The sequence below is a fragment of the Microbispora sp. NBC_01389 genome, assembly GCF_045040095.1.
GTDB lineage: Bacteria > Actinomycetota > Actinomycetes > Streptosporangiales > Streptosporangiaceae > Microbispora.
Map to the genome: position 1 here is coordinate 2,229,300 of NZ_CP109552.1, position 24,160 is coordinate 2,253,459.

Consider the following 24,160-nt stretch of genomic DNA (forward strand, 5'->3'; position numbering starts at 1 on the left):
TTCGCGGTGGGTCGACGGCATACGGGATGCACGGAGGGCGAGGCGTGCGCGTCCGCGCAGGTCACGAGCCCGCTCTAGTTGCAGTTTTAGTTGCAGTTCCCCGCCGTCCCAGGCGGTTCCAGATGGACCGCCAGGCGGTGTTGGTCCAGGTGGAACGAATCGGGACGGCCAAGAGCCGAGCTGCTAATGCGGTTTGGGTCTACAGCCCATCCGGGGTTCAAATCCCCGAGCCTCCGCAGTTCAGAGCCCCTCTCGTCCTCACCGACGAGAGGGGCTTTTTGATCTCCAGACCCGCGAGGGTTGCAGTTTGGGTTGCAATTAGTCGTCGTCTCCCCAGAGAGCGGCGCCCATGCGCTCGCTCGCGTCCTTCACCTGAGGACTGGCGATGTGGGTGTAACGCTCGGTGGTCGTCACCCGCGCGTGGCCGAGGATCTCCTGTACGACCCGGATGTGGACGCCCTGCTCTACGAGAAGCGTCCCGGCGGTGTGCCGAGCGTCGTGGAGGCGACGGTGGCGTAAACCCGGGGGTGCGATCCGGGTGTGGAGGTGGCCGGGCAGGCGCGGGCGTACGTGGCGCGTCTCGACCTCAGTGCCGCCCAGGTGGCGGTGCTGGACGGCCAGGCGCACACCGCCCGCGCGTTGTGGAACCTGCTGCACGAGTACTGCACCTTCCGGCAGGGCCGGTTGGCGACGGTGAAGGACTGCGACGCCGCGATCCGGGCGGCCCGCCGCGAGATCGACTGGATCGGGCAACTGCCCGCCCAGGCGGCCCAAGCGGTGCTGAGAACCTACCGGCAGGCGTGGGCCAACTACTTCGATCCCGGCCACCCCGCCGGGCGGCCCGGCTTCAAGAGCCGGTCCCGGTCCCGCGAGATCCGTTCGCCCTGAACTGAACACCTACCCGGGGGGAGGTGGGGCTGGAGCGACGGTTCCTATTCCTCTCCCGGGAAGACCACCCTGCATTGCGGGCTGTCCAGCCAATCCAGGTCCAGGTAGGCGCCGCTGTCCACCTCGACCAGTGACATCGCGCGTGCATGTGATAACCGGGCAGACGGCTCCGGCAACCTGCGCAGCAGGTGATCCAGCGCGTGGGGATCCGGCCCGTACACGTCGGCAGGGCGCAGATCGGGCATGACGAGACGCAGGCGCCCGTCGGCCGCGTAGGCGAGAGCGCCGTTCCCGTTGACATTCCATTCCAGGTGCCACACCCGAGCGCCCGCGCTCAGCCGCTCCAATCGCGAGGGTTCGTAGTGGGAGAAGAGCCCACCCTCAAGGTCAAGGAGCATGATCGACGGGCCTGACTCGTCGATGAACACCCCGTCGCCCTCCACCTCGGATTCCTCGATGCCGAAGCCGGGCCCCGCGACCGACGCGGCCACATCTTCGATGCCCATCGGCTCGACGAGTGGCTGGACGGCCGTCCAGGACAACCCGGTTTCAAGGAACTGGGCGACGTCAAGCAGACGCTGGTAGTGCGCGACGAGATCTTCATGTGCCATGGTCAAATGATCACAGGTACCCGGGCGCTCGCCGTCCACTACGGCCCGCGCCGCATCTGGACGGCGGACGGTCGGTGCTCGGCCGCGACCCCGAAGAGGCGTGAGTCACACGGATCAGGCGAGGCCCTCGGCCGTACGCCGGCGGAGTGGCGCCTCGTGGGCGGAGTCGGTGCACAGCGTCAGGGTCAGCCCGGTCGTGTCTGCCTCTCCGGCCGCCCCGGCCAGTACGGCCAGCAGGGTGGCGAACTGCTCGGCGGGTTCGGCGGCGAGCAGGTCCTCGGCGTGCTCGACGACCAGATGGACCTTCCCGATGTCGCGCAGCGAGTCGGTCAGCGCGTCCCAGTTGTGGCCGAAGTAGCCGGGGAGGCGCAGCACCCGCGCCACCTCCGCGAAGAAGGCGGCACGGGTACGGCAGGCTCGCCCGTCGACGACCGCCGGGGCCCGGCCGGTGGTGATCGTGAGCCATGCGGGCAGCGGACGCGGGGCGGAGGCCATGAGAGATCCCTAGAGCCGGTAGAAGTCGGTGTAGTGGTTCGGCGAGAACCAGGTCACGCCGGTGCTCCGGTTGACGACGATCCGGTAGGCGTCCCGCGCGGCGCCGCGCGCCCGGGAGTACACGTCGTACTCGTAGTAGGTGGCGTCGCTGGGCAGCTGGCCCTCTCTGTTGTAGAAACGGCCGCCGGTGTAGTTGTACCTGCCGTCTGGCCAGGAGTACCAGCCGGCGCTGGTCGGGTATCCCTTCCCGGCCCAGATCGCGTTGACCGAGCGCGCGTCGGCGCAGCGGGAGATGGTGCAGGAACCGTAGACCGCCGCCTGGGCGGGAACGGTGCCGGTCACCGCGGTCAGGGACACGACGGCGGCGATCAGGGCGATGAACCGGGCCGGCCAGGACGACCGGAAGCGTCGCGGAGTCCGCACGAGACCTCCTTGCAGAGGCGAGGGGGATGGACAATCGCCAGCATCACCCCGAAATCGGGTCCAACCAAGGTAAAGATCGCCAAAGGTATGGTGAACTCCCGGCCGCGTCGCCGTACACGCTTGGTTCCTCGTGAACGGGCGGGTGGGTATGACACCTGATAACGAGTATGCCCGGATGGTCGAGTACCGATCAGCCGGTGCTCGCCGCCGGGCGAGGATCGGGGGATCCGATGCTGAGATCGCTCATCGCCACGGTCACGACTGTGGCCGCGACGCTGTCAGGGGTCACCGCCGCACACGCCGCACCACCGGATGCCAGTGACAAGGACAAGGCGTTCCTGGTCAGCGCGCATCAGGACAATCTCACGGAGATCCAGGGCGGGCAGACCGCCGAGAAGCAGGCCGCGAGCCAGGCCGTCAAGAACGCCGGAAGCCGGTTCGTCAAGGACCACACAGCCCTCGACGAGCAGGTCAGGAAGGTCGCCACCGAGTACGGGGTGGACCTGCCGAGTCAGCCGACGGAGAAACAGCAGGCCGAACTGCGGAAGTTCGCCGCCAAGAGCGGCACCGCGTTCGACCGGGCCTGGATTCCGGCGCAGGTCGAGGATCACCGCGCGACCCTGGCGGCGCTGGACAAGGAGGCGTCGACCGGTTCCTCCGAGAAGGTGCGGCAGCTCGCCCGGGACGCCATACCGGTGGTGAAGGGCCACCTCAACCTCGTGGAGAGCATCCAGCGTGGCGGGTGAGGGCCGGTGCCGGCCGGGACGGAACACCTGGCCGGCACGTCCCCGGCACCCCTGAGCTTCTGATCCGTCGCAGGGACGGCGCTCACCGGAACAGCATCACGACCAGCCAGATGACCAGCGCCCAGAAGGCCAGACCCGCGATTACGGCAGCGACGAGTCCGCGAAGGCGGTACCGCCTGCCGGGCGGGCCTGGTGGCTCGTTCACGTTCCCTCCCGCGGGGCGGCCCGATGTCCGCCTGCGTGCCCTGTCGTATACCCCCGGTCACGCGCCCCTTCCGTCGCGTACCAGAGTGTGACGATAACGGAGAGTGACGGCGTGGCAAGGATCCCCCAAGGACCAGTGTGCGCATCGGCGGCGCGGCAAGGTAGCCATGCGGCCACTTCCAGACAGCCGTTCGTCGCCGGCTCCTGCCGGGCGCGAACGGTCCCGCGTACGGGCGGCTTGACCGTGCGCAGGGCGGATTATTGGCACAAGCAGGGGTGAGGGGTCTGGTAGAGTTACACGCGTTGCCGAGCACAGCAGGTGATCAGGCAGCCAGGCGGCCGTAGCTCAATGGATAGAGCATCTGACTACGGATCAGAAGGTTAGGGGTTCGAGTCCTCTCGGCCGCGCACATCACAGAAGGCCCGTGACCAGGGACAACCTGGAAACGGGCCTTGGTGTTTTTGGGCTTCACGCGGTGCCTTTCGCGTCTGTGGGAGCCACCCGTTCCGGTCGGCCCCAGTAGAGCGCTCGAAATGGCCACCGTAGGCGCTCGCTTTGAGGCGCCCGTGCGTCCTCGCCATGGAAACACCTGTCAGGCGGCGCGTACGCCTGTACGGGGAGCCGTCCGAACAGCCTGACAACACGATCTCGTTGTGGACGGCGTGAGCGATCCGAAACCGTGGATCCGCCGCGGGACTCACCTGCCGGCCCTCGCCACCTGGAGAAACGATGCAGCCGCCGCCATGCGCGGCTGACCATCCGAAACCCAGGCCGCACAGGCACGAAGGAGAACACCATGGGAACGCTCGACAGGATCCTCACCACGGCGGCCGCCGCGATGGTGCTCGGCGGCTACGGCGGCAGCGTCCACCAGGACTTCGCGCCCGGCGCCAAGGGCGACCTCAAGGCCGGCCTGACGAACCAGAACGCCTCCCACCAGTTCGGCCAGTCGTCATCGGTGCGCGTCAACATGTCGTACGCGCTTTACAAGACCGGCGGCGGCTACATCAGCTGTGGCTTCGACGGTTACGTCCACACCTCCGGCCGGCACGAGGGCATCGACATCACCCGCAGCGTCGGTTCGGATGTCCACGCCCTGGTGAGTGGTCAGATCATCAACGTCGTGCACGGGCGCGACGGCGGCTCGGGGCTCTCCACGATCGCCGTCTACAACGCCTCGCTGAACAAGACGATCATCTACCTGCACTCCGCTCCGCTGTCCTCGCTGCGCGTGGGCCAGCAGATCTCGCGCGGCCAGGTGATCGCGAACGAGGCGTGGCACGGGGTGTCGTCCAGGAGGGCCGCGCACACCCACGTCGAGATGCGCCGCGGACGGCAGACGCGGGCGGCCAAGAGCGTCGGCGACCCGACTCTGAGCAACCCGAACCCGACCTCGTTCTGGGTCTCCCAGGGCTACAACGTCCGCTAGCGACGACGAATCCCGCGCCCCGGGCGTCAGCCGACGATGACCTGGAAGTTGAGCGGCTGGCCTCCGGGGAACGCGACCCGCCCCGACCCCTCCATCATCTTGAACCGCACGTAGCACAAACCCGGCTTCCTCGGCGTGGTGATGTCGGTCCGGATGTCGACCGTCTCCCCGGGTCGCGTGTCCATGACCGGTACGTCGGGGACGGTCTGACATTGATCGATTCGCTGCGGGAGGTCGAGGCGATGCAACGAATATCCCCTCCACGGCACGGTCCCGGCGTTCTTGAGCCGCCATACCTTGGTCACGGTCCGGCGGGGACCGACGCGCGTGCAGTCGGGGAGCGTGATGTCCCCGATGAACTTCGCCGAATCACCCTCGTGCGCAGGCGGGCTCCACGGCGGGTTGGTGGCGCGCACCGGGCAGTCGGCCGCCGACAACTCGGAATTCGAGGGGCTCTCGGACGGGTTCACGCTGTGCCCCTCCGTCCCGGAACCACGATTGACGGCGACCACGACGAGGACCACTGTCGCCGCGCCGACGGCCGCCACCGCGAGCGCGGCCGGGCGGGCCGGCGGGAAGCGCCCTCGACCCCCTGGCGCGGAGGGGACCGGTTGGACGTCGCTCGCGATCCCACCAGCGGACCGCAGGCCTCGCCACTCGGTGGCACTGTGCGCGGTACGACCTTCCGCGACGTCCGTCGCGAATGCTTCGAGTCCGGCGCCCGCCGATCTGACTGCCAGGTTCGCTCTCTCCCAGCGTTCGCGGTACACGGCCGGGTCCGCGCCGCACGCCTTGACGAACTCGACGGTGGTCTCCCAACTCGGGAGCCGGTTACCCTTCGAGGCTTCGTGCAACGTGGTGTGTGAGATCGCCCCCGACCGGCCAGACATTTCTCGGAAAGGTGGGTTGCCGACCGATCTGCGAAGTGCTCGCAGTGCCGCCGCGAAGTCCTCGATCGCCTCCGCCCGTGCGGGCATGTCGTCCACCGGGTGAAGCTAACAGCGCGCACAGTATTCACTCAAGTTCGGAGAGTGGCGATCATTGCTCTCTCCGGTGCTTGCACGACGCGTGGTTGTCCACCTGGTGGAGCAGCCTCAGGGATTCCAGGCCTTGCCTGGGGAACCTGTCGAAGGCCCAGGTGGTGAGCGATTCCTGAGCCCGGCCTGCGATGCCCCGGCCGCGTGCTTCACGGGTGGTCCGGTAACCCACGGGATCAGGAGCGCGCTACCGTGACTCGCCAGCGTGCACCGGCAGCGGCCAGCATCGTGAGGCCACCCGCCACGAGAAGTACGATCGCCGGGATCCTCACGAGGTTGCGCACGTCGTCACAGGACGCTGTCAGTTCCTGCTGGGTCCCGTAAGACAGGGTCTGCGTCTCGTCAGAGGAGAGCGCGCTTCCCCTGAACGCGGAGCCGCATTCCTGCCCTTGCGCGGTGACGGGAAGCATGCCGGTGAGAAGCCCTGAGACGATCAACACAAAAGCAACGAACGCAATCGCCTTCGCGGACATGCACGTTCCCCACTGAGCTGGGCCCTGTTTGCCCAGGGATCATCCCACGGCCGCATAGCTCGGTGAATCACGATCACGCGCCGATGTCCTTTCTGACGTCGGCCGCGGGCCCGGAGTCGTGGGGACGCCGGGCCGGCGGTCATCCGGACGATCAGGGTGAGCCCTTCACGCAGTCGTCGCTCCGCATGCGGGGACCGGGGACGTCGGGACGCCTGCTGGTGGGGCCCACCAGCAGGCGGGCGCTGCCCGCCGACCTGAGCACGCCCTCGTTGACGTACCAGGACCCGGGTACGGTGGCGCGATCGCCGTCGGCGGTGACGAAGACTGCGTCCGGCACTCCTCTGGAGCGCAGGAGCGCGACGACCCGGTCCACGCGCGCGCCGCGGAAACCGGTGCAGTGCAGCGGTTCCCCGGGGGCGTCGATGGAAGCGAGCATGGTGTACTGCTCGCCATCCCGCCCCCGGCGTCCGAGTGTGATGTCGATCCTCTTCGAATAGCCGACGGGGATCCTCAGGCCGATCGCACAGGGAAAGTCCGCTGTGACGCAGCCGTCGATGGTCTCGATCGCGTCCTTGCGACGTCCCCCCTCCGCCGTCGGCTCGCCGCTACGCACGGCGCCCTCCCAGATCCGGCCGACCAGGCTCGGCGACGCGGGGACCAGGCGCAGCGAGACGTTCAGTCCGAGGCCCCGGAGCTGTTCCTGGTACACCTCGGGATTGGCGTAGAGGTCCCTGACCATGACGACGTGGTAGCCGCCCTCCTGCCTGATGTCGAGCGCCGCGGCGGCGGGGCCCGCGCCGAGGCCGAGGATCCCCGGCCCGGCCAGGCCGAGCGCGGCGACGAGAGCGGCCACGACGGACAGCCCCCAGCGCCGCCGGCGGCGCGGGTTCCCGGGCCCCGGCTCGGCCCCGGCGGCGGCGGGCTCCTCCACCGCGTGCGCGGTGATCTCCTCGAACAGTTCCCGGCCGCCCTTGGTCATCCCCGGGCCCGGGGCGGGGGCGGTTCCCGCGAGCAGGTGGTCGATGTCGCGTCTCATGACGTTCCCTTCGCGGGCTCGGCGGCGCGTACGCCGTAGGCGGCAAGGTCGGAACCGACGAGTTTCAGATTGCGCGCCAGCCGTCGGCGCGCGCGGTGGAGGCGGAGGCGCACCGCGCCGCGGGAGCAGCCCAGCAGAGTGGCGATCTCGGCCGTGTCCAGGCCCTCCCAGCCGACCAGGGCCAGCAGCTCGCGGTCCCGCTGTCCGAGCAGGCGGAACGCCCGGCGGACGGCGTCGCGGTCGTGGCCGGGGGTGGAATCCTGCCAGGCGGTGAGCTCCGCCCGGAGCCGGGTGGCGAGCGCCGTGCGCCGGGACGCGCCGCGCCGCTGGTTCGCGAGCACCCGCCGGGCCACGCCGTACAGCCAGAGCCTGGCCTCCCGCCCCTCGGGAAGCTCGTCGATGCGGCGCCACGCCGTCGTGAACGTCTCGGCGATGGCGTCCGCGGCGTCGTCGGGCGAGCCGGTACGCCGCCATACATAGGTCAGGAGGTCGGAGTAGTGCGCCTCGTAGATCTCCTCGAAAAGCCTTCTGCGTTCCGGGGGGCCCATGCGGCCGTCCTTCCTGTGGGGAGGTCGTCGGCCCCGCACATGTCCGGCTCACCCGGACGCGTTACAGGCTCCGGCCGCTCACGGCACGCGCAGCAGGTCGATCACCCCCGTTGTGCCCTCGCCGTCATGGCCGTCGGCCAGTCTGCGCTCCATGAGGGTCGTGAACGGGGTGAGCAGTTCGGGACTGACCCTCTGCTCCCCGGCCGTACGCAGCAGGGTCGCGTTGCCCCGGACCATCATCGCCAGGCTGGACGTGACGTTCCTCGTGTAGTCGCCGCTGTCCAGATGGTCGGCGACGCCGTACGCGTACGGGGTCATCGCCCTCAGCCAGCCCACGACGAGATCGGCGAACTCCTTCGGGGCGACGTCCTCCCGGGTGAGGGCGAAGGCGTGCGCGACTCCGGCGAACATCCCGGTCATCGCGCTGAGCAGCGCGACGTCGAGGAGGGCGGCGAGCCCAGGGTCCTCCCCCGCGTAGACGGTTCCGGCGGGTACGGCCAGCGTGCCCGCGTGGTCCTCGAACAGCGCCCGGGAGCCGCTGTAGAAGACGTACGCCCCGGAGCTCGCCGTGCCGATCATGGGCGGGACCGCCATGACGCCGCCGTCCAGGAAGCGGGCACCGCGTTCGCCGGCCCACCGGGCGCGGGCGCGGGCCTCCTCCGGGGTGCCGGTGGTGAGGTCGACCAGGTCCTTGCCGGACAGGTCGGCGCCGTCGAGAACCTCGCCGGCCGAGGCGTGGTCGAGCAGGCAGACGATCACGAGGTCGCTCGCGGCCACGGCCTCGGCGGGGGTCGCGGCGACGCGGGCACCCTGGCCGGCGAGTGCTTCGGCACGCGTGGCGGTGCGGTTCCAGACAGTCAGCGGGTGGCCGGCCGTGAGCCAGGCGCGGGCGAGCGCGCCGCCCATCGCGCCCAGGCCGAGGAGAGACAGTGCGGGCTTCTCAACGGTGTGGGTCATGCCGGTTAGGCTGGTCGCGAACCCCGAGTCGATCAAGTACGCACTTTCGGGTGGGTGGTTACCCCGGGGTGAGCGAGCAGCCGGAAGGGGTGGGCCATGCGGATCTCGCGGAGGCCGGGAGCGTCCGTCTGCGGGCTCGACGCGGCGATGGACGTGATCGGCGGGAAGTGGAAGAGCTCGATCCTCTGGGCGCTGAACGAACACGCCTGCCGTTTCGGCGAGCTGCGCAGGCTGCTGCCCGGCGTGACCGAGAAGGTGCTCGCCTCGCACCTGCGTGAGATGGAGGCGGACGGCATCGTGCACCGCGAGGTGTACGACGAGGTGCCGCCGCGGGTGGAGTACTCCCTGACTCCGCTCGGTGTCGCGCTCAACGAGGCGCTCGCCCCGCTCGGCGTGTGGGGACGAGAGCACCTGCTCGGCGGACGGGACGACCACCACGCGCCCTCCACGACCGGGGACCGCGGATAGCGGCGAGCGGCGAGCGGCGAGCGGTGTTCGCCGGATTCGGTTACGGCGTCGCCTCGTGGCCGGGCTGCCCGGGAGTGCGGCGCTGCTGTTTGAGCTCCGCCTCGAAGAGGTGGCGGCGGCCACCGGCCAGTTCGTCGCGGGCCTGTCGCTCCAGCTCCTGGAAGACCGCGTAGTAGCCGTCGTCGTACTCCTCGACGATCTGGAAGGTCCAGCGCCCCTGGAGGACGTTGCGGCCGATGAGCTCGCGTTCGATCCGGTCGGCCCACTTGTCGTGCCCGGCCTGGCGCAGCAGCCGTACGGCATTGTCCAGCTCGAAGTCCGCCGTGCCGGTGAGCTGGTGGAAGGCGTACAGGTGGCCTCTGACGCGGTGGATCGTCTCCAGCGCCTTGCTGAGCCTGCCCAGCGCGTCGACGGTGACGTCGTCGAGGCCGGGCGGGCGGCGGTGATCGGGATCGGGCCGGGCCGGGAGGCCCTCGCCGGATTCGTCGCGTTCGGTCATGCCCCCACCGCTACCCACCGCACCCGCGTCTCTACCAGCGTCTTCAGCAGGCAGGAGGCGGCGTCAGCCGGAGGCGCGGATCCCGGCGAGCACGCGGGACAGGTCGCGTGACGACAGCAGGAGCTTGTACATGATCGCGGCCTCGAACAGCAGCAGCAGGGCCGCCGCGCCGATCGTCACCGGCACGATCGCGCCGGTCAGCGGCCCGACGATGAACACCGCCATCTGGAACTCGATGCCGCTCATCAGATGGGTACGGATCCGGTGCGCGCGCAGCCACTCCCGCAGCCGCGGATACCAGGAGAAGCGGCTGCGGAACTCCTCCTGCAGATCGACGGTCGTGACCAGGCGCACCCTGATCTCGTCCGGGTCGTCGTCGGGGTCCTCGCGCAGCAGCGCCCGCGGAAGGGGCACGGGATCGCCGGACGACTCGCAGTAGGCCCTCCGCACCCTGCGCCGCATCTCCCGGCGGACCTTCGCGATCTGCAGGGCGTCGATGTAACGGAGCATGTCGAGGAACACCACCGTGATGCCCAGCAGCGGGTAGACGTCGTCGCCGGTCGCGCGGTACTGCCCCCACACCAGCGCGATGGTGCAGGCCAGCACCCTGATCCGGTCGAAGACGTAGTCGAGCCAGCCGCCGAGGACGGTGCCCGTCCCCTTCAGCCGGGCGATCTTCCCGTCCATGCAGTCGAGGACGAAGCTCAGGTGATAGAGCACGGCCCCCGCGACCAGCCACGACCACTCCGCCCGCAGGAAGCACCAGGCCGACCCCAGGCCGAGCGCGAAGGCGCCCCAGGTGATCTGGTTGGGGGTGACGGACGTGCGGTTGGCGGTTCCGACGACCAACCGGCCGGCCAGGGGATCTACCAGGAACACGGTCCACCAGGCGTCGCGCGCCTTGTACGTCTGTGAGCGTACGTCGTGAAATGTGAACTTCATCTTTTAGGGGGGCTTTCTGGTTGTTCGGCGAGTCACGTGTTCGGCGAGTCACGGGGGAAACGTCAGAAATCGTCGTCCAGATCTTCCGTTTCGTCCGCTTCGTCGTCCTGGTCGAGTGCGTGCGAGTCGTCGCCCGGATGCGGCTCGTCGGCGTCGAACAGGGCGACCATCAGCAGGAGAAGAGTTCTGAGCATGCCTGTGCCTTTGGGTCGGCATTCCTTCGGCGTTTCTGCGAAGTTTCTTCGGTGCTTCTTCTGGGCTTCTTCTGTGCTTCTTCTGTGCTTCTTTTCCTGTGACTCATCAAAGCACTCGCCGGCCGCCTCTCGCGGCTTTTTCCCGGGGTGCCCGGGCATGCGAAATCGCCAAACAGCGATAAATGCGGATTTAAGCGGACGCGCCTATCGGGCGCGCGCCGGCCCGTCAGGCTGGCCCGTCAGGCCGGCCCGCCGACGCCCCGGGCGAGGGGAGCGCGCCAGCCGTACCGCATGGCGAGGATGCGGAGCGCGAAGGCGAGCACGGCCGAGGACAGGGTGGCGGCGAATCCCCGGATGTCCATCGCGTACAGGGTGGCCATAGCCGTCGAGCCGAGCATCGCCGGCACCGCGTAGAGCTGGCGGTCGTAGAGCAGGGTCGGCATCTCGCCGGACAGGACGTCGCGGAGGACGCCGCCGCCGACGGCCGTGCAGACCCCGAGCAGCACGGCGTGCAACGGCGAGAGGCCGTACGCCAGCGCCTTGGCGGTGCCGACCGCGCAGAACAGGCCGAGGCCGGCCGCGTCGAAGACGAGCACACCGGGCATCGCCCGCTCGACCTGCGGATGCCAGAAGAAGGCGAGGGCGGTGGCCGCGATCGGCACGAGGAGATACCAGGTGTCCCGGAAGGCGGCGGGCTGCACGCCGATGAACAGGTCGCGCGTGATCCCGCCGCCGACGGCGGTGAAGAACGCGAGCACCGCCATGCCGACCACGTCGAGCCGTTTGCGTACGCCCTGCAACGCGCCGGAAAGGGCGAAGACGAAGATTCCAGCGAGGTCGAGCGCGGGAGTCACAGCTGTGGAGTCTTCCACACGGCTTCCCCACAGCTGTGAGACGGCTCCGGCACGGCCGACGGGCCTACCTGGGGCGCGTCACCCCTCCAGGCCGTCGGAGGTGGGGGACGGGGACGCGGAGGGGGTGGGGGAACCGGCCGGCAGGGCGCTGCCGCGCTTCCACTGGGTCCAGTTCAGCTGCCAGTAGCTCCAGCCGTTGCGCCAGTCGAGCTTGCGCTTGGTGCCGGTGACCTGGACGACGTCGCCGCGCTGGCTGATGCCGTAGAACCACTTGGCCCCGGCGGGGGTGGCCCGCACGCAGCCGTGGCTCTGGTTCGACCTGCCGAGGAACTGGTAGGCGCCCGCGCTCTGGTGGACGTACTCGCCGCTGTCGGAGATCCGGACCGCCCAGGGGATCTCCAGCTTGTAGTAGAGCGGGTCCTTCGGGTCGGTGACGCCGAGCCAGGACGACGTCATCGTCTCGACCGGCTTCTTGCCCATGGCGAGGTGGACGCCGCTGGTCGTCAGGTAGACGTCCACGCCGTTCTTGACCAGGCCGCCGCGGCCCGCGCTGATCGGGATGGTCTTGGCGATCCTGCCGTCGCGGCGCACCTTCATCACGTGCTTCTTCGTGTCGACGACCGCGATGTTGGCGGTGCCGACCGCGAAGCGGCGCGAGACGTCCTCGGCGGCCTCGTTGCCGGGGATCCGGCTCAGCAGGGCCTTGAAGAGCACCTTCTGGTGCGGCTTCCAGTAGGTCTTGGTCCGATAGACGACCTTGCGGTCGGAGACCCAGCGCCACGCGCCCTCGACCGGCTTCTCGGCATGGACCAGCAGCACCGACTCCGCGGACGCCCGGTCGCGTACGGCCCGGTCGAACGTGACGATGATCGGGAAACCGACGCCGACCCGCTCGACCTTCTCGCCCATCGGCGTGATGTCGGCGATGGCTAGGTTCGGCGTGCCCGCCTTGCGCGCCGTCCTGGACGCCGCGTGCGGCGCGAGCCCGGAGGCCTGCGCTGCCGGGGACTGTGCGGCCGGGGACTGTGCCGCCGCGGTCTGTGCTGCTTCGGTCTGTGGGGCTGTGCCTTCCGCCGAGCAGGCCGCAGAGACGGCGATGGCGGCGACGGTGAGTGTGACGTGGGCCGCCCGCCGGAGGATGTTCACGGTCTACTCCTCATAGGGGGTTTCACTGCGAATTGCACTCCCTTGGAACGTACGAAAAGCCGTTTTTGTGCGTCCGAGGCGATAACGATCAAGTAACTGTCGGTGGCGGGCGATACGGTCGGCGCATGTGTCGCCGAAGGGATGGCCGTGGCTGAGCGCGCGTACGGCAGAAAGGCTCCGCCCACGGAGAGCACGGTCGAGTCCGAGGACTGGGACAGCCGGGACCTGTCCGGGGAGAGCCACCGCAGGGTGGAGTTCACCGACGTCGACATGACCGAGGCGTCGAGCCGGGGCGCGGAGTTCTTCGAGTGCGTCTTCCGCGACGTGCGGTTCAACGTGTCCGCGCACACCGATTCAGCCTTCGTGAGCTGCACGTTCGTCCGGTGCTCGTTCTTCGACGCCACCTTCACCGGGTGCAAGCTCGTCGGCAGCGTCTTCGAGCGCTGCACCCACGACCTGATGAAGGTGGAGGGCGGCGACTGGTCGCTGACCGCCCTGCCCGGCGCCGACCTGCGCCGCGCGTCCCTGACCGGCGTACGGATGCGTGAGGCCGACCTGACCGGAGCGCGGTGCGCGGGGGCGACGATCCGCGGGGTGGACCTGTCCGGCGCGTGGCTGCACCGGGCCGACTTCTCCCGGTGCGACCTGCGCGGCAGCGATCTGTCCGCGCTCGACCCGCGTACGGCCGAGATCGCGGGCGCCGTCGTCGACCCGCATCAGGCGATCGTCATCGCCACGTCGCTCGGCCTGGAGGTGCGCTGACGGGACGTCCGCGAACCGTGGTGATAACCGTACGCACCGGGGGGTAGCGAGCAGGGGTAGAGCGACCACGTCGCACGAGCGCTCACACACGAGGCCTCACACGAAGGCTGACACGTGCGTGCGGGTCACGGGAGGAGACCGGGGTGCGGGACAGGGATCGCTGGGTGCTGACCGACGGGGAGTGGACGGCGAGCGCGAGCGAACGAGACCGCACGGTCGCCGACCCCGCGACCGGGGAGCCGCTGGGCGACTTCCCCGCCGGCTGCGCCGAGGACGTGGAGCGCGCCGTCGACTCGGCCCGCCGCGCCCAGGCGGGCTGGGCCCGTACGGCGCCCGCCGAGCGGGCGGCGTGCCTGCACCGGATCGCCGGCCGGATCGAGGCCCGCGCGGACGAGCTCGCCGAACTGGTGACCAGGGAGATGGGCAAGCCGATCGGCGACAGCCGCGGCGGCGTGGCGGCCGGCGCCGGCACGCTCAGGCAGTACGCCGAGCTGGGGCCGCTGCACCGGGGGCGCAGCCTGCAGGGCGGCTGGGACGCCACCGACCTCATGGTGTCCGAACCGCGCGGCGTCGTCGCGGTGATCACCCCGTGGAACGACCCGGTGGCCATCGCCTGCGGGCTCGTCGGGGCGGCCCTCGTGACCGGCAACACGGTCGTCCACAAGCCGTCCGAGCGCACGCCGCACACGGGGGCGCTGCTCGCCGGGCTGATGGCGGAGGAGCTGCCGCCGGGCGCGCTGACCATGGTGCCGGGCGACCGGCACGCGGGGGAGGCGCTGGCCGCGCATCCGGGGATCGACCTCGTCGCGCACGTCGGCTCGACCGCCGCGGGCCGCGCCATCGCCGCCGTCGCCGCGCGCACCGGCGCGAAGACCCTGCTGGAGAACGGCGGCAAGGACCCGCTGATCGTGGACGCGGGAGTGGACGTGAAGTGGGCGGCGGGGCAGGCCGCGACCGGCTGCTTCGCCAATGCCGGGCAGATCTGCACCTCCGTCGAGCGCGTCTACGTCCACCGGGACGTCGCCGAGGGGTTCCTCGCGGCGCTCGTGCAGCGGGCCGAGGAGCTGCGCATGGGCCCGGGCCTGAACGAGGAGACCACCCTCGGGCCGCTGGTCGACCGGGCGCAGCGCGACGTCGTGGACCGGCACGTGCGCGCCGCGATCGAGGCCGGCGCGCGGCTGCTGGCCGGTGGATACGTCCCCGAGGGGCCGGGGGCCTTCTATCCGCCGACCGTCCTGGCCGACTGCACCGAGAACATGGACGTCATGCGGGAGGAGACGTTCGGCCCGGTCGCGGCGGTGCGGGTGGCCGGGTCGTTCGACGAGGCGCTGGAGCTGGCCCGCGAGTCGCGGTACGGCCTCGCCGCCACGGTTCTCACGCCGTCGATGGCCAACGCCCAGCGGGCCTGGCGGGAGCTTCCGGTGGGCACAGTGAAGATCAACGCCGTCTTCGGCGGCGCGCCGGGCGGCGCCGCGCAGCCGCTGCGCGGCAGCGGGCACGGCTTCGGCTACGGACCCGAGCTGCTCGACGAGATGACCCACACCAAGGTCGTCCACCTGACCCCGCTGCCCTGACCCCACTGCCCTGAGCGGCCGGTGGCGGCCCCCCGCTTGACTTCGGGCGCACATCACCCGCCACTGTTGACCCCATGAACTTGAGCAGTCGCAGGGAGGCCGCGCGATGAGCCTTTTCCTGCACGGCACCGTCACGGAGATCGAGCAGGTCGCCGAGCGCATGCGCCGCGTTCGCATCGCCGGGCCCGATCTGCGCGGCCTCGCCTGGAAGCCGGGCAACCACATCCGCGTACGGGTGGGCGACCCGCGCTCGCCACGCTCGTGGCTGCGCGGGTTGCTGCGCACCTACTCGATCTGGCAGTACTCGCCCGACGGACATCTCGACCTGTGCGTCCTCGACCACCCCACGCCCGGACCGGGAGCGCTGTGGTCGAGGGAGGCACGCGTCGCCGATCCGGTCGCCTTCATCGCTCCCCAGGGCAGGTTCGTCGTGCGCGCGGACGCGCCGTATCACCTCTTCGCCGGGGACGAGACCGCGGCCGGCGCGTTCGGGGCGATGCTGCGCGCCCTGCCGAACGCGACCGTGTACGGCGCGATCTCGGCGGAGAGCCCAGGCGACCGTCTTCCCCTGGCGCGAGCCGACCGCCTCAGCTGGTCCTACCGGCCGGCCGATCTCGTCGGCGCGGTCCGCTCGCTGGACCTCCCCGCGACGCCGGGTGTCGCCTACCTGGCCGGTCAGGTCCGTGACTGCCAGGCGGTGCGCGACCATCTCGTCCGGGAACGCGGCTGGTCGCGCGGAGACATCGTGATGAAGCCCTTCTGGGCCCCCGGACGGCGCGGCATGGACTGAAAGGCGCGGGCTGGCGGGGCTGGACTGAGGGCGCGGGCTGGCGCGCACGGGCCGGCGGGCTCGCCAGGCTTGACCCGACATTGGGCGTCGGCGGCGTGATCGGCGGAGACGCGCTGCCTACCGTCTTCCTCGTAGGATCCGTGACCTCGGGGGAGACCCATGATCATGTTCTCGGCCACCGCCGCTCTCGCCGCGACGCTGATCGCCGGACCGGCCGCGTCCGCCGATCCCAGACCAACCGCGGCCCTCTCCGGCGACCGCGGCGGCACCACCGCTCGCGCTGACAAAACGGGCGCTGACAACACGGGCGCTGACAACACGGGCGGGGAGGCGCCGACGCCGCGACTCGACACGGGGCTCGACAGTGGGCTCGACACGGTGGTGAGCGACCCCGGCTACGGTCCATCCGGCCCGGACGACAGCACCGAGGACAGTCCTGGCGACACCACCGGCTACAGCCCGGTGTACGCGCCGGTCGCGAAGCCGGCCGTCATGCCCGCCGTCATGCCGGCAGTCGCGCCCGCCCCTCTCACCGGACAGGCCGCCCAGGCAGCCCCGCAGGCCGCCCAGCCGAAGCAGGCCGTCTACCACCTGAAGGGCAAGGACGGCGTACGGCACGACGTGGTGGTCGTCCCGATCTCGGACGACCCCTCCAAGCCGATCACGCTGCCCGACTTCGGCTTCCAGAAGTTCAAGGTGACGGACAAGCCGCGCACCCACCGGCCGCGTGCCCACAAGCACCACCATCGCGGCGGCAAGATGCACCCGCACCGCTGACGTACGCTCCGTCGCGAGAGGCGCCTTCTCACGAGCCCTTACGAGCCCTCACGAGCCCTCGTGAGCCGTCTCCTGCCTGGCCGCGACGGTGGCCTCGATGCTCCGGGTGAGGAAGCGCCCGATGACCCGGCGCTCCTCGGGAGTGAACTCGTCGAGCGCCGCCGACATCCGCCGTCCGAGCGGTGCGAAGAACCGGCCCGCGAGGGCCGCCGCCTGCTCGTGCATGGCGAGCTCCACCTTGCGCCGGTCGCCGGTGCTCCGGTGCCGCGTGAGATGGCCGGCCTGCTCAAGCCGGTTGATCAGGGCGCTGGTGGCGGGCGCGCTCAGGTTGAGCGCCGCGCCCAGTGCCCCGGGGGTCAGCGGCCTCCCCTCGCGCGAGGCGTCCATGATCACGGTGAGGGCGTCGAGATCGGTGCGGTGCAGTCCGTGGTCCACGGCGAACTGCTCGGCGAACCGGTCCACCTCGACGTTGAGACGCCGCATCAGGTTCATCAGCTCGAAGGGATCGATGGTGTCCTCGGCCACCCGCACCACCTCCCGCGTTGCCTCCGACGTTGCCAACCGCCCCCGGCTCCACCTAATCTTTCCACGGTAGAAATATTCCACTGCTGAAATATTTCACCATGGAAAGAGATGGCGGATGAGGCCAGCAGATACTAGTGGATGGGCGGCGCTCTGGGGTCCCCGGGGCAAGTGGCTCGCGGTCGTCCTGGCGATCGTCTTCTCCGGTCTGGCCCTGGCACTCGGGGGCGCGTCGAAGGTCAACACCGACCCGGCCGCCGCGCTGCCCAGGGGCGCGGAGTCGGGCACGGTGGCCCGGCTGCAGCAGCGTCTCCCGAGCGGTCAGCTCGCGCCGGCCCTGGTCGTCTACAGCCGTGACGGCGGGCTGTCCGCAGGGGACCGGGCGTCGATCGACGCCGACGCGCGGCGGTTCACCTCCCTGGCGGCAGGCGGGCGGGTGCCGCCGCCCGTCTACTCGGAGAAAGGCGACGTGGCGCTGCTGAGCGTGCCGCTGCGCGGCGCGCTGCCGCTCGCCGATCTCACCGGCACCGTACGGAAGATCCGCGCGGAGGCCGCGGCCGGTCTGCCCGCCGGGGCTAGGGCGCAGGTCACCGGCCCGGCCGGGTTCAAGGTCGACCTCGCGGCGGTGTTCGACGGCGCGAACTTCACCCTGCTGGCGGTCACCGCGTCGGTCGTCGCGCTCCTGTTGCTGATCACCTATCGCAGCCCCTGGCTGTGGCTGGTCCCCCTCGGCGTCATCGGCGTCGCCGACCAGGTCGCCGCCAAGATCGTCGCCGTGCTCACCCGCACGGCCGGGCTCACCGTGGACGACTCGACCCTCGGCATCACCTCCGTGCTGGTATTCGGCGCGGGCACCAACTACGCGTTGCTGCTCATCGCCCGTTATCGGGAGCAGCTTCGCGTCCACGACGACCGGCACCGGGCCATGGCGCGGGCCGTCCGCTCGGCGGCTTCGGCCATCCTGGCCAGCTCGGCGACGGTCACGCTCGCCCTGGTGACGCTGGTCCTCGCGGACTCGCCGGCGGTGCGCGGCATCGGCCTGGCCGGGGCGATCGGCATCGTGACCGCCGTCGGCTACGCCCTGCTGGTCCTGCCCGCCGTGCTCGTGCTGTTCGGCCAGGGGCTGTTCTGGCCGTTCGCCCCGAAGACGGGGCAGCCCGACCCGGCGCGGGGCGGCGTGTGGGCCCGCGTGGGCGGCGCGGTGTCGCGGCGGCCCGCACTGATGACCGCGGTGAGCGTGGCGGTGCTGGCCGTGCTGGCCCTGGGCGCCGCCGGGCTGAAGGTCGGCCTGTCGCAGACGGAGCAGTTCCGGGAGAAGGTGGAGGCGATCGCGGGGCAGGAGACGCTCAGCCGCGCCTTCCCGGCCGGGAGCGCGCAGCCGCTCGTCCTGATCTCCCGCGCCTCGGCGGCGGAAGAGGTCGAGGCCACCGCCTCGCGGGTGCCCGGGGTCGTGCGGGTCACGCCGGGCGACCGGACCGCCGAGTACGCCCGGGCCGACGTGGTGCTGGGGGCGGAACCGGGGACGGAGGCGGCGTTCTCGGCGGTCCGCGCGCTGCGCGCGGCCGTGCACGCCGTGCCGGAAGCGCGGGCCGTCGTCGGCGGGCAGGCGGCCGCCGATCTGGACGAACGCGACGCGGCCACGCGCGACCAGAAGCTGATCATGCCGCTCGTGCTGGGAGTGGTGCTGCTCGTCCTGCTCGCCCTGCTCCGCTCGGTGGTCGCGGCGGTGACGCTGGTGCTGACCGTGATCGCGAGCTTCGGGGCGAGCTTCGGCGCGGGCTGGTTCGCCTTCAGGCATCTGCTCGGCTTCCCCGCGCTCGACCTCGACGTCCCGCTGCTGAGCTTCCTGTTCCTCGTGGCGCTGGGGATCGACTACAACATCTTCCTCGCCACCCGGGCCAGGGAGGAGGCGGCGGAACAGGGCACCCGCGAGGGCGTGGTCACCGCCCTCGCGGTGACCGGCGGGGTCATCACCAGCGCCGGGGTCCTGCTCGCCGCGGTGTTCTCGGTGCTCGGCGTGCTGCCGCTGATCACGCTCACCCAGATCGGGGTGATCGTCGGGTTCGGCGTGCTGCTCGACACGGTCCTCGTGCGCAGCGTGCTCGTCCCCGCGCTGGTCACGCTGCTGGGCGACCGCTTCTGGTGGCCCGGAAACCCCGCCGCCGGGGCGTCGTCCACGCACACGTCCGTACGGGAGGCGGAGGCGGCCCGCCCCTGATCACCCCGTACAGACCGGTCAGGCCGGGACGGGTACGGGGGCCGGGGTCCCGCCGCGCTCGGCCCGCACGCTCGCCTCCCTGCTCGGCTGCGTGCTCGACTGCCCGGCCGGGCGCCGTACGAGCACGCCCACGAGCGTGGCGGCCGCGGCGCTGGTGAGGCCGATGACCCAGCCCACCGGTCCGAGCGGACGGCACCCGAAGACGGTGCTGACTCCCGGCACCGTGACGATGAACCCCAGGACGGCGAGCGACGACAGGGCGGCCAGCGCGATCACCCGGTCCCGCCCGCCCTCCACCAGCGTCTGCATGAGCTGGGCCGACACGAGCGCGACGAGACCGATCGTGTTGGCCCGCGTACGGGTGCCGCTGAGGCGGCCGGCGAGCCACGCGACCGTCGCCGCGCCCGCCGTCACCACGGCCCGCAGGTAGATGTCGCGGGTCAGCGACGCGCCCAGCGACGCCTCGGGGCCCTCGGAGAGCAGCCTCTCCGGGTCGGTCGAGGCCGGCGGCCGTACGGCGACCACCATGGCCGGCACCATGTCCGTGAGGAGGTTGACCAGCAGGAGCTGCCGGGCGTTGAGCGCGCTGCCGCCCGCGAGCAGGCTGGACCCCACGGTGAAGGCGATCTCGCCGATGTTGCCGCCGAGGAGGATGCTCAGCGAGTCGCGCACCGAGCTCCACATCGCCCGGCCCTCGACGATGGCGTCCACGATCGTCTCGATGCGGTCGTCGGTCACGACGAGGTCGGCGGCGGCCCGGGCGGCGGGGGTGGCCCGCGAGCCGAGGGCGATGCCGACGTCGGCGGTGCGGATGGCGGGCGCGTCGTTCGCGCCGTCGCCGGTGACGGCCACGACCTCTCCGGCCCGGCGCAGGCAGGTGACGATCCTGGCCTTGTGGGCGGGGGTGGCCCGGGCGAAGACCGACACCTCGGGCAGCATCTTGGTCAGCGTCTCGTCGTCGAGCTCGTCCAGCGCGGGGCCGGTCATCACCCGCCCGCCGTTCAGCGCGTTCAGTTCGACCGCGATCGCCTCGGCGGTGCTGGGGTGGTCGCCGGTGACCATGACGACCCGGACCCCGGCCCGCATGAGGCGGCCGACGCTCTGCGCGGCCGTGGGCCTGACCGGGTCGGCCAGGCCCAGGAAGCCGAGGAAGCACAGCTCATCGATGCGCGACTCGTCCAGGTCGCGCCGGTCGGACGCGGTCCGCTGCGCGACGGCGAGCACCCGGTATCCCTGCCGGGCCAGCCGGTCCACCTCCTGCTCCAGCTCCAGCCGTACGGACTCGTCGCAGGGCACCTCACCGGTCTCCCGGTGGACCGTGGCGCAGTGGGTGAGCACGACCTCGGGGGCGCCCTTCACGCTGAGCAGGTGGCCGTGCTCGGTGCGGCCGAGCACGGCGTGGTATCCCCGGCCGGGCTCGAACGGCATCTCGTCCACGCGTTCCCAGTGGTCGAACCCCTCCCCGGGGGTGACCTCCAGCCGGTTGGCGCCCTCCAGCACGGCGCGGTCGGTCGGGTGGGCGATCACCCGTCCGGCGCCGGACCGGGGGCTCGCCCGCACGGCGGCGGCGAGGACGCGCCGCAGCGTGGCGTCCGCGCCGTCCGCGCCGACCGCGCCGACCGTCTCGACCGGGCGGCCCGCGCGTCCGTCGGAGAGGTGACGCAGGCTGATCCGGCCCTCGGTCAGCGTGCCCGTCTTGTCGAAGCACAGCACGCCGACCCGGCCGAGGGCCTCGATCGTGGACGGGTTGCGCACCAGGGCGGCCCGCCTGGACAGCCGCCGGGCGGCGGCGAGCTCCGCCGCGGTCGCCACGAACGGCAGCCCCTCGGGCACGGCGGCGACCGTCAGGCTGACCGCGGGGGTGAGCGCCTGGGCGAGGGACCGCCCGCGCAGGAGGTCGGTCACGAGCAGCACCACCCCCGAGGCGATCGAGAGTGGGAGGATCCGCCGGCTCAGCTCCCGCAGGCGCAGCTCGACTCCGGTCGGCGGGCCGGGTTCACTCGCGAGCCGGGCGCTGCGCCCGGCCTCCGTCAGGTCGCCGGTCGCGACGATCACCGCCCGGCCGCTGCCGGCCGCGACCGTCGTCCCCTGGTAGACCATCGAGACGCGGTCGGCGACGGCCGCCGCCATGGTCGGCGCGGCCGTCTTGGCGACCAGCTGGGACTCCCCGGTGAGGCTGGACTCGTCGAGCTCCAGCCCGACCGCCTTGATGACGCGGGCGTCGGCGGGCACGGCGTCGCCCGCGCGCAGTTCGATGACGTCGCCGGGGGCGAGGTCGTCCTTGGTGGCCTCGACCACTCCCTCGGGGCGGCGCAGCCGTACGAGGACCTCGGTCGACTCGGTCAGGCGGTGCAGCGCCTGGTCGGCCTTGAACCGCTGCACGCCGCCGAGGAACGCGTTGACGACCATGACGCCGCCGATCAGCACGGCGTCCAGCATCGAGCCGACCATGGCGGAGATGCCCGCGCCGGTGGCGAGGGCGGGCGTGAGCGGGTTGGCGAGCTCCTCCACGGTGGCCCGGGCCAGCGAGTGCGGCGGTTCCTCCTCCTCGGGCACTGCCTGCGCGCGCCGCCTGTCCGCCTCCTGCCCGGCGATGCCGGACGGCGAGGAGTCGAGCCGGGAGAGCACCTCCCGGGCCGACATGGCGTGCCACGGGGTGGTGTCGGCGCGGGGCGGGGCGGGGATGCGTCCCGCACCGCGCCCGGCCCACTCGCCGAGCACGATGGCGGCCCCGGAGACGGCGGCGCCCGCGATCTGCGCCCGCCGCAGGGCCGTGGCGGCCGGGCCTGCGAGGCCCAGCAGGGTGCCGACGACCGCGCCCGCGGCCCCGAGCCGTACGGCGTTCGCGCTGGTGCCCCGCGCGCGGGGCAGGCAGCGCAGGAACAGGTGGACGCCCTGCAGCTCTCCGGCGACGTCGGCGTCCCACGGAACGCTCCCCTGCGGATCGACGACCCCCACGCCGACGTCGGCCTGCGCCAGCGCGTGCCGGGCGCACGCGGACACGACGACCACGCAGTGGCCCTCCGCCTGAAGCTCGTAGACGCGCCGGGCGAGCTCGTCGCCACCGGGCAGCATGCGGGAGATCGCGAGGCGTCGCGCCAGGCCCTCGTCGCCGCCCGCAAGGAAGACGGTGCCCGAATCCCTGGCCGCCCCCTTGGCCGCGCTGACGACGGGTACGGCCAGGGCGTCGATCTCCGGGGCGAGACCGGCGACGGCGACCCGGGCGCCGTCCCTGGTCACCTCCACGGCCCGCAGCCCACGGCTCCGCCAGTCGTCGCCGCCGGGAACGAGCCGCGAGGGGTCCGGCAGCGGCCGGGCCGACCACCCGTCACCGTTCCGGACGCGCCCGGGATCGGCGAAGTCGATGAGGGAGTAGAGCCGGGAGTACAGCTCGTCGGTGTCGAGGCCGTCCAGCAGCGGCTCGACCCGGTCGATCGTCCACGAGCCGGTCGTGAGGGCGGCGGCGTCGAGGATCACGGTGTCGACGCGGTCCATCGTGCGCAGGGTGTCGGCGTCGAAGACGACGGTGTCGTGTTCGCCGAGCGCGCGGAGGACGGCGCCGGAGAACGCCTCCCGGCCGAGATGGGCCGCCCGGGGGGTGGCCGAGACGAGCACGGACACCGCCCGCTCGCCGCGGGTGAGAAACCGGGCCGCCGCGTAGCCCGCGGCGCTGATCGGGCCGACCACGTCGGCGTACCGTTCGATCGGGCCGTGCGGGAGAGGGCAGGGCCGGGGTCGCGACCCGGCCCTGACGTGGTGGTAGGCGCCCGGCCGCTCGGCCAGCCGTTCCTCCAGGTCCTCCCAGGCGTACCGGCCCGCCCTGGTCTCCACGTAGCGGCCGAACGACGCCACCGCCTGCACCAGCAGTCCCGCCGGGCGGAGGGTGAGCGTCTGGGTGACCAGGTTGGCCGTGGTGAAGAGGACCTCGGCGGGACGCCGGCCGAGGCGCCGGTCGAGCTCCTCGCGGAGCGCGGGCGTCGCGTTGACGAGCTGCACCAGCGAGGGCACCGCGGCGGGGAGCCGGGGCACGCGCACCGCCCTGGCGAGGAAGACCCACCCGATCCCGGCCAGACCCGCGCCCAGCCGTACGGTCGCCCTCAGGTGCTCGTGCGCGAGGTGGACGGGGGTCTCGTGGGCGTGTTCCTCCAGCGAGTCGAGTTCGGTGGCGATCCTCAGGAGCTCGTCCCGGTCGGTCAGCTCGGGGTCACAGGCGACGAAGACGCAGGAGAGGCGGCCGTTGACCTCCGCCCGTTCCACGCCGGCGACCTCGCCCAGCCGCGTCTCCAGCCGTGTGACGGCTTCCTCGGAGCCGGGCCGGCCGATGCCGTGCAGGCCGATGCGCAGCCCTCCCGGGCAGAGACGCACCTCACGGGTGCACGGCAGAAGGTCGCGGAGTGGCTCGGGCAGCACGCTCCGCAGCAGGGCCACCGACGTCGTGAGCCCCTGAGTGAGGATCATCACCCCTCCTCGCGAGAGTCGGGGGGAACTCACGAATTACGGTAGAACGGCCGGACGACCGTCCTCCGATACTTTTCCTCCATCCGCGCCGACGGAAACGCGTCGGCC

At 71.5% G+C, this 24,160-nt stretch carries 25 protein-coding genes, 1 tRNA gene and 1 pseudogene; 10 read left to right on the forward strand and 17 right to left on the reverse strand.

Annotation, left to right across the window (positions count from 1 at the left end):
* Positions 1-441: 441 nt before the first annotated feature.
* A pseudogene (locus OG344_RS10020) lies at positions 442-627 on the reverse strand (hypothetical protein); the annotation flags it as partial.
* Here OG344_RS10020 and OG344_RS10025 point away from each other — a divergent pair.
* Positions 541-888, forward strand: a complete 348-nt coding sequence (locus tag OG344_RS10025; protein ID WP_405089232.1) for a hypothetical protein — start codon at positions 541-543, stop codon at positions 886-888. The pseudogene OG344_RS10020 and the gene OG344_RS10025 sit on opposite strands and share 87 nt — an antisense overlap.
* Before the next feature lie 44 nt (positions 889-932).
* Here the strand turns inward: OG344_RS10025 and OG344_RS10030 are convergent, their stop codons facing one another.
* The 3 genes from OG344_RS10030 to OG344_RS10040 all read right to left on the reverse strand — a co-directional run bounded on the left by OG344_RS10030 (position 933) and on the right by OG344_RS10040 (position 2,417).
* A complete protein-coding gene (locus OG344_RS10030; protein WP_405087975.1) occupies positions 933-1,499 on the reverse strand; it encodes a hypothetical protein in 567 nt (188 codons plus the stop codon).
* Between the two features lie 114 nt (positions 1,500-1,613).
* Positions 1,614-1,994, reverse strand: a complete 381-nt coding sequence (locus OG344_RS10035; RefSeq protein WP_405087976.1) for a barstar family protein — start codon at positions 1,992-1,994, stop codon at positions 1,614-1,616.
* Between the two features lie 9 nt (positions 1,995-2,003).
* A complete protein-coding gene (locus OG344_RS10040; RefSeq protein WP_405087977.1) occupies positions 2,004-2,417 on the reverse strand; it encodes a ribonuclease domain-containing protein in 414 nt (137 codons plus the stop codon).
* Positions 2,418-2,647: 230 nt separating this feature from the next.
* On the opposite strand from OG344_RS10040, the gene OG344_RS10045 reads away from it, so the two are divergent.
* Positions 2,648-3,163 carry a DUF4142 domain-containing protein gene (locus OG344_RS10045; RefSeq protein ID WP_405087978.1) on the forward strand — a complete coding sequence of 172 codons (516 nt, stop codon included), beginning with the start codon at positions 2,648-2,650 and terminating at the stop codon, positions 3,161-3,163.
* Positions 3,164-3,245: 82 nt separating this feature from the next.
* Here OG344_RS10045 and OG344_RS10050 read toward each other — a convergent pair whose 3' ends face one another.
* Positions 3,246-3,368, reverse strand: a complete 123-nt coding sequence (locus OG344_RS10050) for a hypothetical protein (RefSeq protein WP_405087979.1) — start codon at positions 3,366-3,368, stop codon at positions 3,246-3,248.
* Between the two features lie 334 nt (positions 3,369-3,702).
* Here OG344_RS10050 and OG344_RS10055 point away from each other — a divergent pair.
* Positions 3,703-3,775: transfer RNA gene (locus tag OG344_RS10055), tRNA-Arg, on the forward strand.
* 389 nt (positions 3,776-4,164) lie between these two features.
* A complete protein-coding gene (locus OG344_RS10060) occupies positions 4,165-4,797 on the forward strand; it encodes a peptidoglycan DD-metalloendopeptidase family protein (RefSeq protein WP_405087980.1) in 633 nt (210 codons plus the stop codon).
* 26 nt (positions 4,798-4,823) lie between these two features.
* On the opposite strand, the gene OG344_RS10065 is transcribed toward OG344_RS10060, so the two are convergent.
* The 5 genes from OG344_RS10065 to OG344_RS10085 form a co-directional block, all read right to left on the reverse strand.
* On the reverse strand, positions 4,824-5,774 hold the full coding sequence (locus tag OG344_RS10065; protein ID WP_405089067.1) for an NBR1-Ig-like domain-containing protein: 951 nt from the start codon (positions 5,772-5,774) through the stop codon (positions 4,824-4,826).
* A 236-nt stretch (positions 5,775-6,010) separates the two neighbouring features.
* A complete protein-coding gene (locus tag OG344_RS10070) occupies positions 6,011-6,307 on the reverse strand; it encodes a hypothetical protein (protein WP_405087981.1) in 297 nt (98 codons plus the stop codon).
* A gap of 151 nt (positions 6,308-6,458) precedes the next feature.
* Entirely contained in the window at positions 6,459-7,343 is an 885-nt protein-coding gene (locus OG344_RS10075; RefSeq protein WP_405087982.1) for a hypothetical protein, read from the reverse strand.
* Positions 7,340-7,891, reverse strand: a complete 552-nt coding sequence (locus tag OG344_RS10080) for an RNA polymerase sigma factor (protein ID WP_405087983.1) — start codon at positions 7,889-7,891, stop codon at positions 7,340-7,342. Before OG344_RS10080 ends, OG344_RS10075 begins: the two co-directional genes overlap by 4 nt.
* Positions 7,892-7,969: 78 nt before the next feature.
* Positions 7,970-8,848, reverse strand: a complete 879-nt coding sequence (locus OG344_RS10085) for an NAD(P)-dependent oxidoreductase (RefSeq protein ID WP_405087984.1) — start codon at positions 8,846-8,848, stop codon at positions 7,970-7,972.
* A gap of 96 nt (positions 8,849-8,944) precedes the next feature.
* Here OG344_RS10085 and OG344_RS10090 point away from each other — a divergent pair, with 96 nt between their 5' ends.
* Positions 8,945-9,316 (forward strand): winged helix-turn-helix transcriptional regulator, encoded by a 372-nt coding sequence (locus OG344_RS10090; protein ID WP_405087985.1) that lies wholly within the window; start codon positions 8,945-8,947, stop codon positions 9,314-9,316.
* Positions 9,317-9,356: 40 nt separating this feature from the next.
* Here OG344_RS10090 and OG344_RS10095 read toward each other — a convergent pair whose 3' ends face one another.
* From OG344_RS10095 to OG344_RS10115, 5 genes are all read right to left on the reverse strand, one after another.
* On the reverse strand, positions 9,357-9,815 hold the full coding sequence (locus OG344_RS10095) for a hypothetical protein (RefSeq protein ID WP_405087986.1): 459 nt from the start codon (positions 9,813-9,815) through the stop codon (positions 9,357-9,359).
* 63 nt (positions 9,816-9,878) lie between these two features.
* Positions 9,879-10,757 carry a CDP-alcohol phosphatidyltransferase family protein gene (locus OG344_RS10100; protein ID WP_405087987.1) on the reverse strand — a complete coding sequence of 293 codons (879 nt, stop codon included), beginning with the start codon at positions 10,755-10,757 and terminating at the stop codon, positions 9,879-9,881.
* Positions 10,758-10,819: 62 nt separating this feature from the next.
* Positions 10,820-11,110 carry a hypothetical protein gene (locus OG344_RS10105; RefSeq protein WP_405087988.1) on the reverse strand — a complete coding sequence of 97 codons (291 nt, stop codon included), beginning with the start codon at positions 11,108-11,110 and terminating at the stop codon, positions 10,820-10,822.
* Between the two features lie 80 nt (positions 11,111-11,190).
* On the reverse strand, positions 11,191-11,823 hold the full coding sequence (locus OG344_RS10110) for a trimeric intracellular cation channel family protein (protein WP_405087989.1): 633 nt from the start codon (positions 11,821-11,823) through the stop codon (positions 11,191-11,193).
* A gap of 60 nt (positions 11,824-11,883) precedes the next feature.
* A complete protein-coding gene (locus OG344_RS10115) occupies positions 11,884-12,951 on the reverse strand; it encodes a L,D-transpeptidase (protein ID WP_405087990.1) in 1,068 nt (355 codons plus the stop codon).
* 147 nt (positions 12,952-13,098) lie between these two features.
* On the opposite strand from OG344_RS10115, the gene OG344_RS10120 reads away from it, so the two are divergent.
* The 4 genes from OG344_RS10120 to OG344_RS10135 all read left to right on the forward strand — a co-directional run bounded on the left by OG344_RS10120 (position 13,099) and on the right by OG344_RS10135 (position 16,854).
* A complete protein-coding gene (locus OG344_RS10120; protein WP_327048978.1) occupies positions 13,099-13,713 on the forward strand; it encodes a pentapeptide repeat-containing protein in 615 nt (204 codons plus the stop codon).
* A 143-nt stretch (positions 13,714-13,856) separates the two neighbouring features.
* Positions 13,857-15,287, forward strand: coding sequence for an aldehyde dehydrogenase family protein (locus OG344_RS10125; protein ID WP_405087991.1), 1,431 nt, complete (start codon positions 13,857-13,859; stop codon positions 15,285-15,287).
* A 106-nt stretch (positions 15,288-15,393) separates the two neighbouring features.
* On the forward strand, positions 15,394-16,077 hold the full coding sequence (locus tag OG344_RS10130) for a siderophore-interacting protein (RefSeq protein WP_405087992.1): 684 nt from the start codon (positions 15,394-15,396) through the stop codon (positions 16,075-16,077).
* 159 nt (positions 16,078-16,236) lie between these two features.
* On the forward strand, positions 16,237-16,854 hold the full coding sequence (locus OG344_RS10135) for a hypothetical protein (protein WP_405087993.1): 618 nt from the start codon (positions 16,237-16,239) through the stop codon (positions 16,852-16,854).
* 48 nt (positions 16,855-16,902) lie between these two features.
* On the opposite strand, the gene OG344_RS10140 is transcribed toward OG344_RS10135, so the two are convergent.
* On the reverse strand, positions 16,903-17,379 hold the full coding sequence (locus OG344_RS10140; protein WP_405087994.1) for a MarR family winged helix-turn-helix transcriptional regulator: 477 nt from the start codon (positions 17,377-17,379) through the stop codon (positions 16,903-16,905).
* A 115-nt stretch (positions 17,380-17,494) separates the two neighbouring features.
* Between OG344_RS10140 and OG344_RS10145 the strand changes: the two genes are divergently transcribed.
* Positions 17,495-19,594 carry an MMPL family transporter gene (locus OG344_RS10145; protein ID WP_405087995.1) on the forward strand — a complete coding sequence of 700 codons (2,100 nt, stop codon included), beginning with the start codon at positions 17,495-17,497 and terminating at the stop codon, positions 19,592-19,594.
* Between the two features lie 18 nt (positions 19,595-19,612).
* On the opposite strand, the gene OG344_RS10150 is transcribed toward OG344_RS10145, so the two are convergent.
* A complete protein-coding gene (locus OG344_RS10150) occupies positions 19,613-24,052 on the reverse strand; it encodes an HAD-IC family P-type ATPase (protein WP_405087996.1) in 4,440 nt (1,479 codons plus the stop codon).
* Positions 24,053-24,160: the final 108 nt, after the last annotated feature.

What these genes read in the sequence shown, in the direction of transcription:
- OG344_RS10030 (WP_405087975.1), bottom strand. Translation starts at nt 1,499, where the DNA reads ATGGCACATGAAGATCTCGTCGCGCACTACCAGCGTCTGCTTGACGTC.
- OG344_RS10035 (WP_405087976.1), bottom strand. Translation starts at nt 1,994, where the DNA reads ATGGCCTCCGCCCCGCGTCCGCTGCCCGCATGGCTCACGATCACCACC.
- OG344_RS10045 (WP_405087978.1), top strand. Translation starts at nt 2,648, where the DNA reads ATGCTGAGATCGCTCATCGCCACGGTCACGACTGTGGCCGCGACGCTG.
- OG344_RS10060 (WP_405087980.1), top strand. Translation starts at nt 4,165, where the DNA reads ATGGGAACGCTCGACAGGATCCTCACCACGGCGGCCGCCGCGATGGTG.
- OG344_RS10065 (WP_405089067.1), bottom strand. Translation starts at nt 5,774, where the DNA reads ATGCCCGCACGGGCGGAGGCGATCGAGGACTTCGCGGCGGCACTGCGA.
- OG344_RS10070 (WP_405087981.1), bottom strand. Translation starts at nt 6,307, where the DNA reads ATGTCCGCGAAGGCGATTGCGTTCGTTGCTTTTGTGTTGATCGTCTCA.
- OG344_RS10075 (WP_405087982.1), bottom strand. Translation starts at nt 7,343, where the DNA reads ATGAGACGCGACATCGACCACCTGCTCGCGGGAACCGCCCCCGCCCCG.
- OG344_RS10080 (WP_405087983.1), bottom strand. Translation starts at nt 7,891, where the DNA reads ATGGGCCCCCCGGAACGCAGAAGGCTTTTCGAGGAGATCTACGAGGCG.
- OG344_RS10085 (WP_405087984.1), bottom strand. Translation starts at nt 8,848, where the DNA reads ATGACCCACACCGTTGAGAAGCCCGCACTGTCTCTCCTCGGCCTGGGC.
- OG344_RS10090 (WP_405087985.1), top strand. Translation starts at nt 8,945, where the DNA reads ATGCGGATCTCGCGGAGGCCGGGAGCGTCCGTCTGCGGGCTCGACGCG.
- OG344_RS10095 (WP_405087986.1), bottom strand. Translation starts at nt 9,815, where the DNA reads ATGACCGAACGCGACGAATCCGGCGAGGGCCTCCCGGCCCGGCCCGAT.
- OG344_RS10100 (WP_405087987.1), bottom strand. Translation starts at nt 10,757, where the DNA reads ATGAAGTTCACATTTCACGACGTACGCTCACAGACGTACAAGGCGCGC.
- OG344_RS10105 (WP_405087988.1), bottom strand. Translation starts at nt 11,110, where the DNA reads ATGCCCGGGCACCCCGGGAAAAAGCCGCGAGAGGCGGCCGGCGAGTGC.
- OG344_RS10130 (WP_405087992.1), top strand. Translation starts at nt 15,394, where the DNA reads ATGAGCCTTTTCCTGCACGGCACCGTCACGGAGATCGAGCAGGTCGCC.
- OG344_RS10135 (WP_405087993.1), top strand. Translation starts at nt 16,237, where the DNA reads ATGATCATGTTCTCGGCCACCGCCGCTCTCGCCGCGACGCTGATCGCC.
- OG344_RS10145 (WP_405087995.1), top strand. Translation starts at nt 17,495, where the DNA reads ATGAGGCCAGCAGATACTAGTGGATGGGCGGCGCTCTGGGGTCCCCGG.
- OG344_RS10150 (WP_405087996.1), bottom strand. Translation starts at nt 24,052, where the DNA reads ATGATCCTCACTCAGGGGCTCACGACGTCGGTGGCCCTGCTGCGGAGC.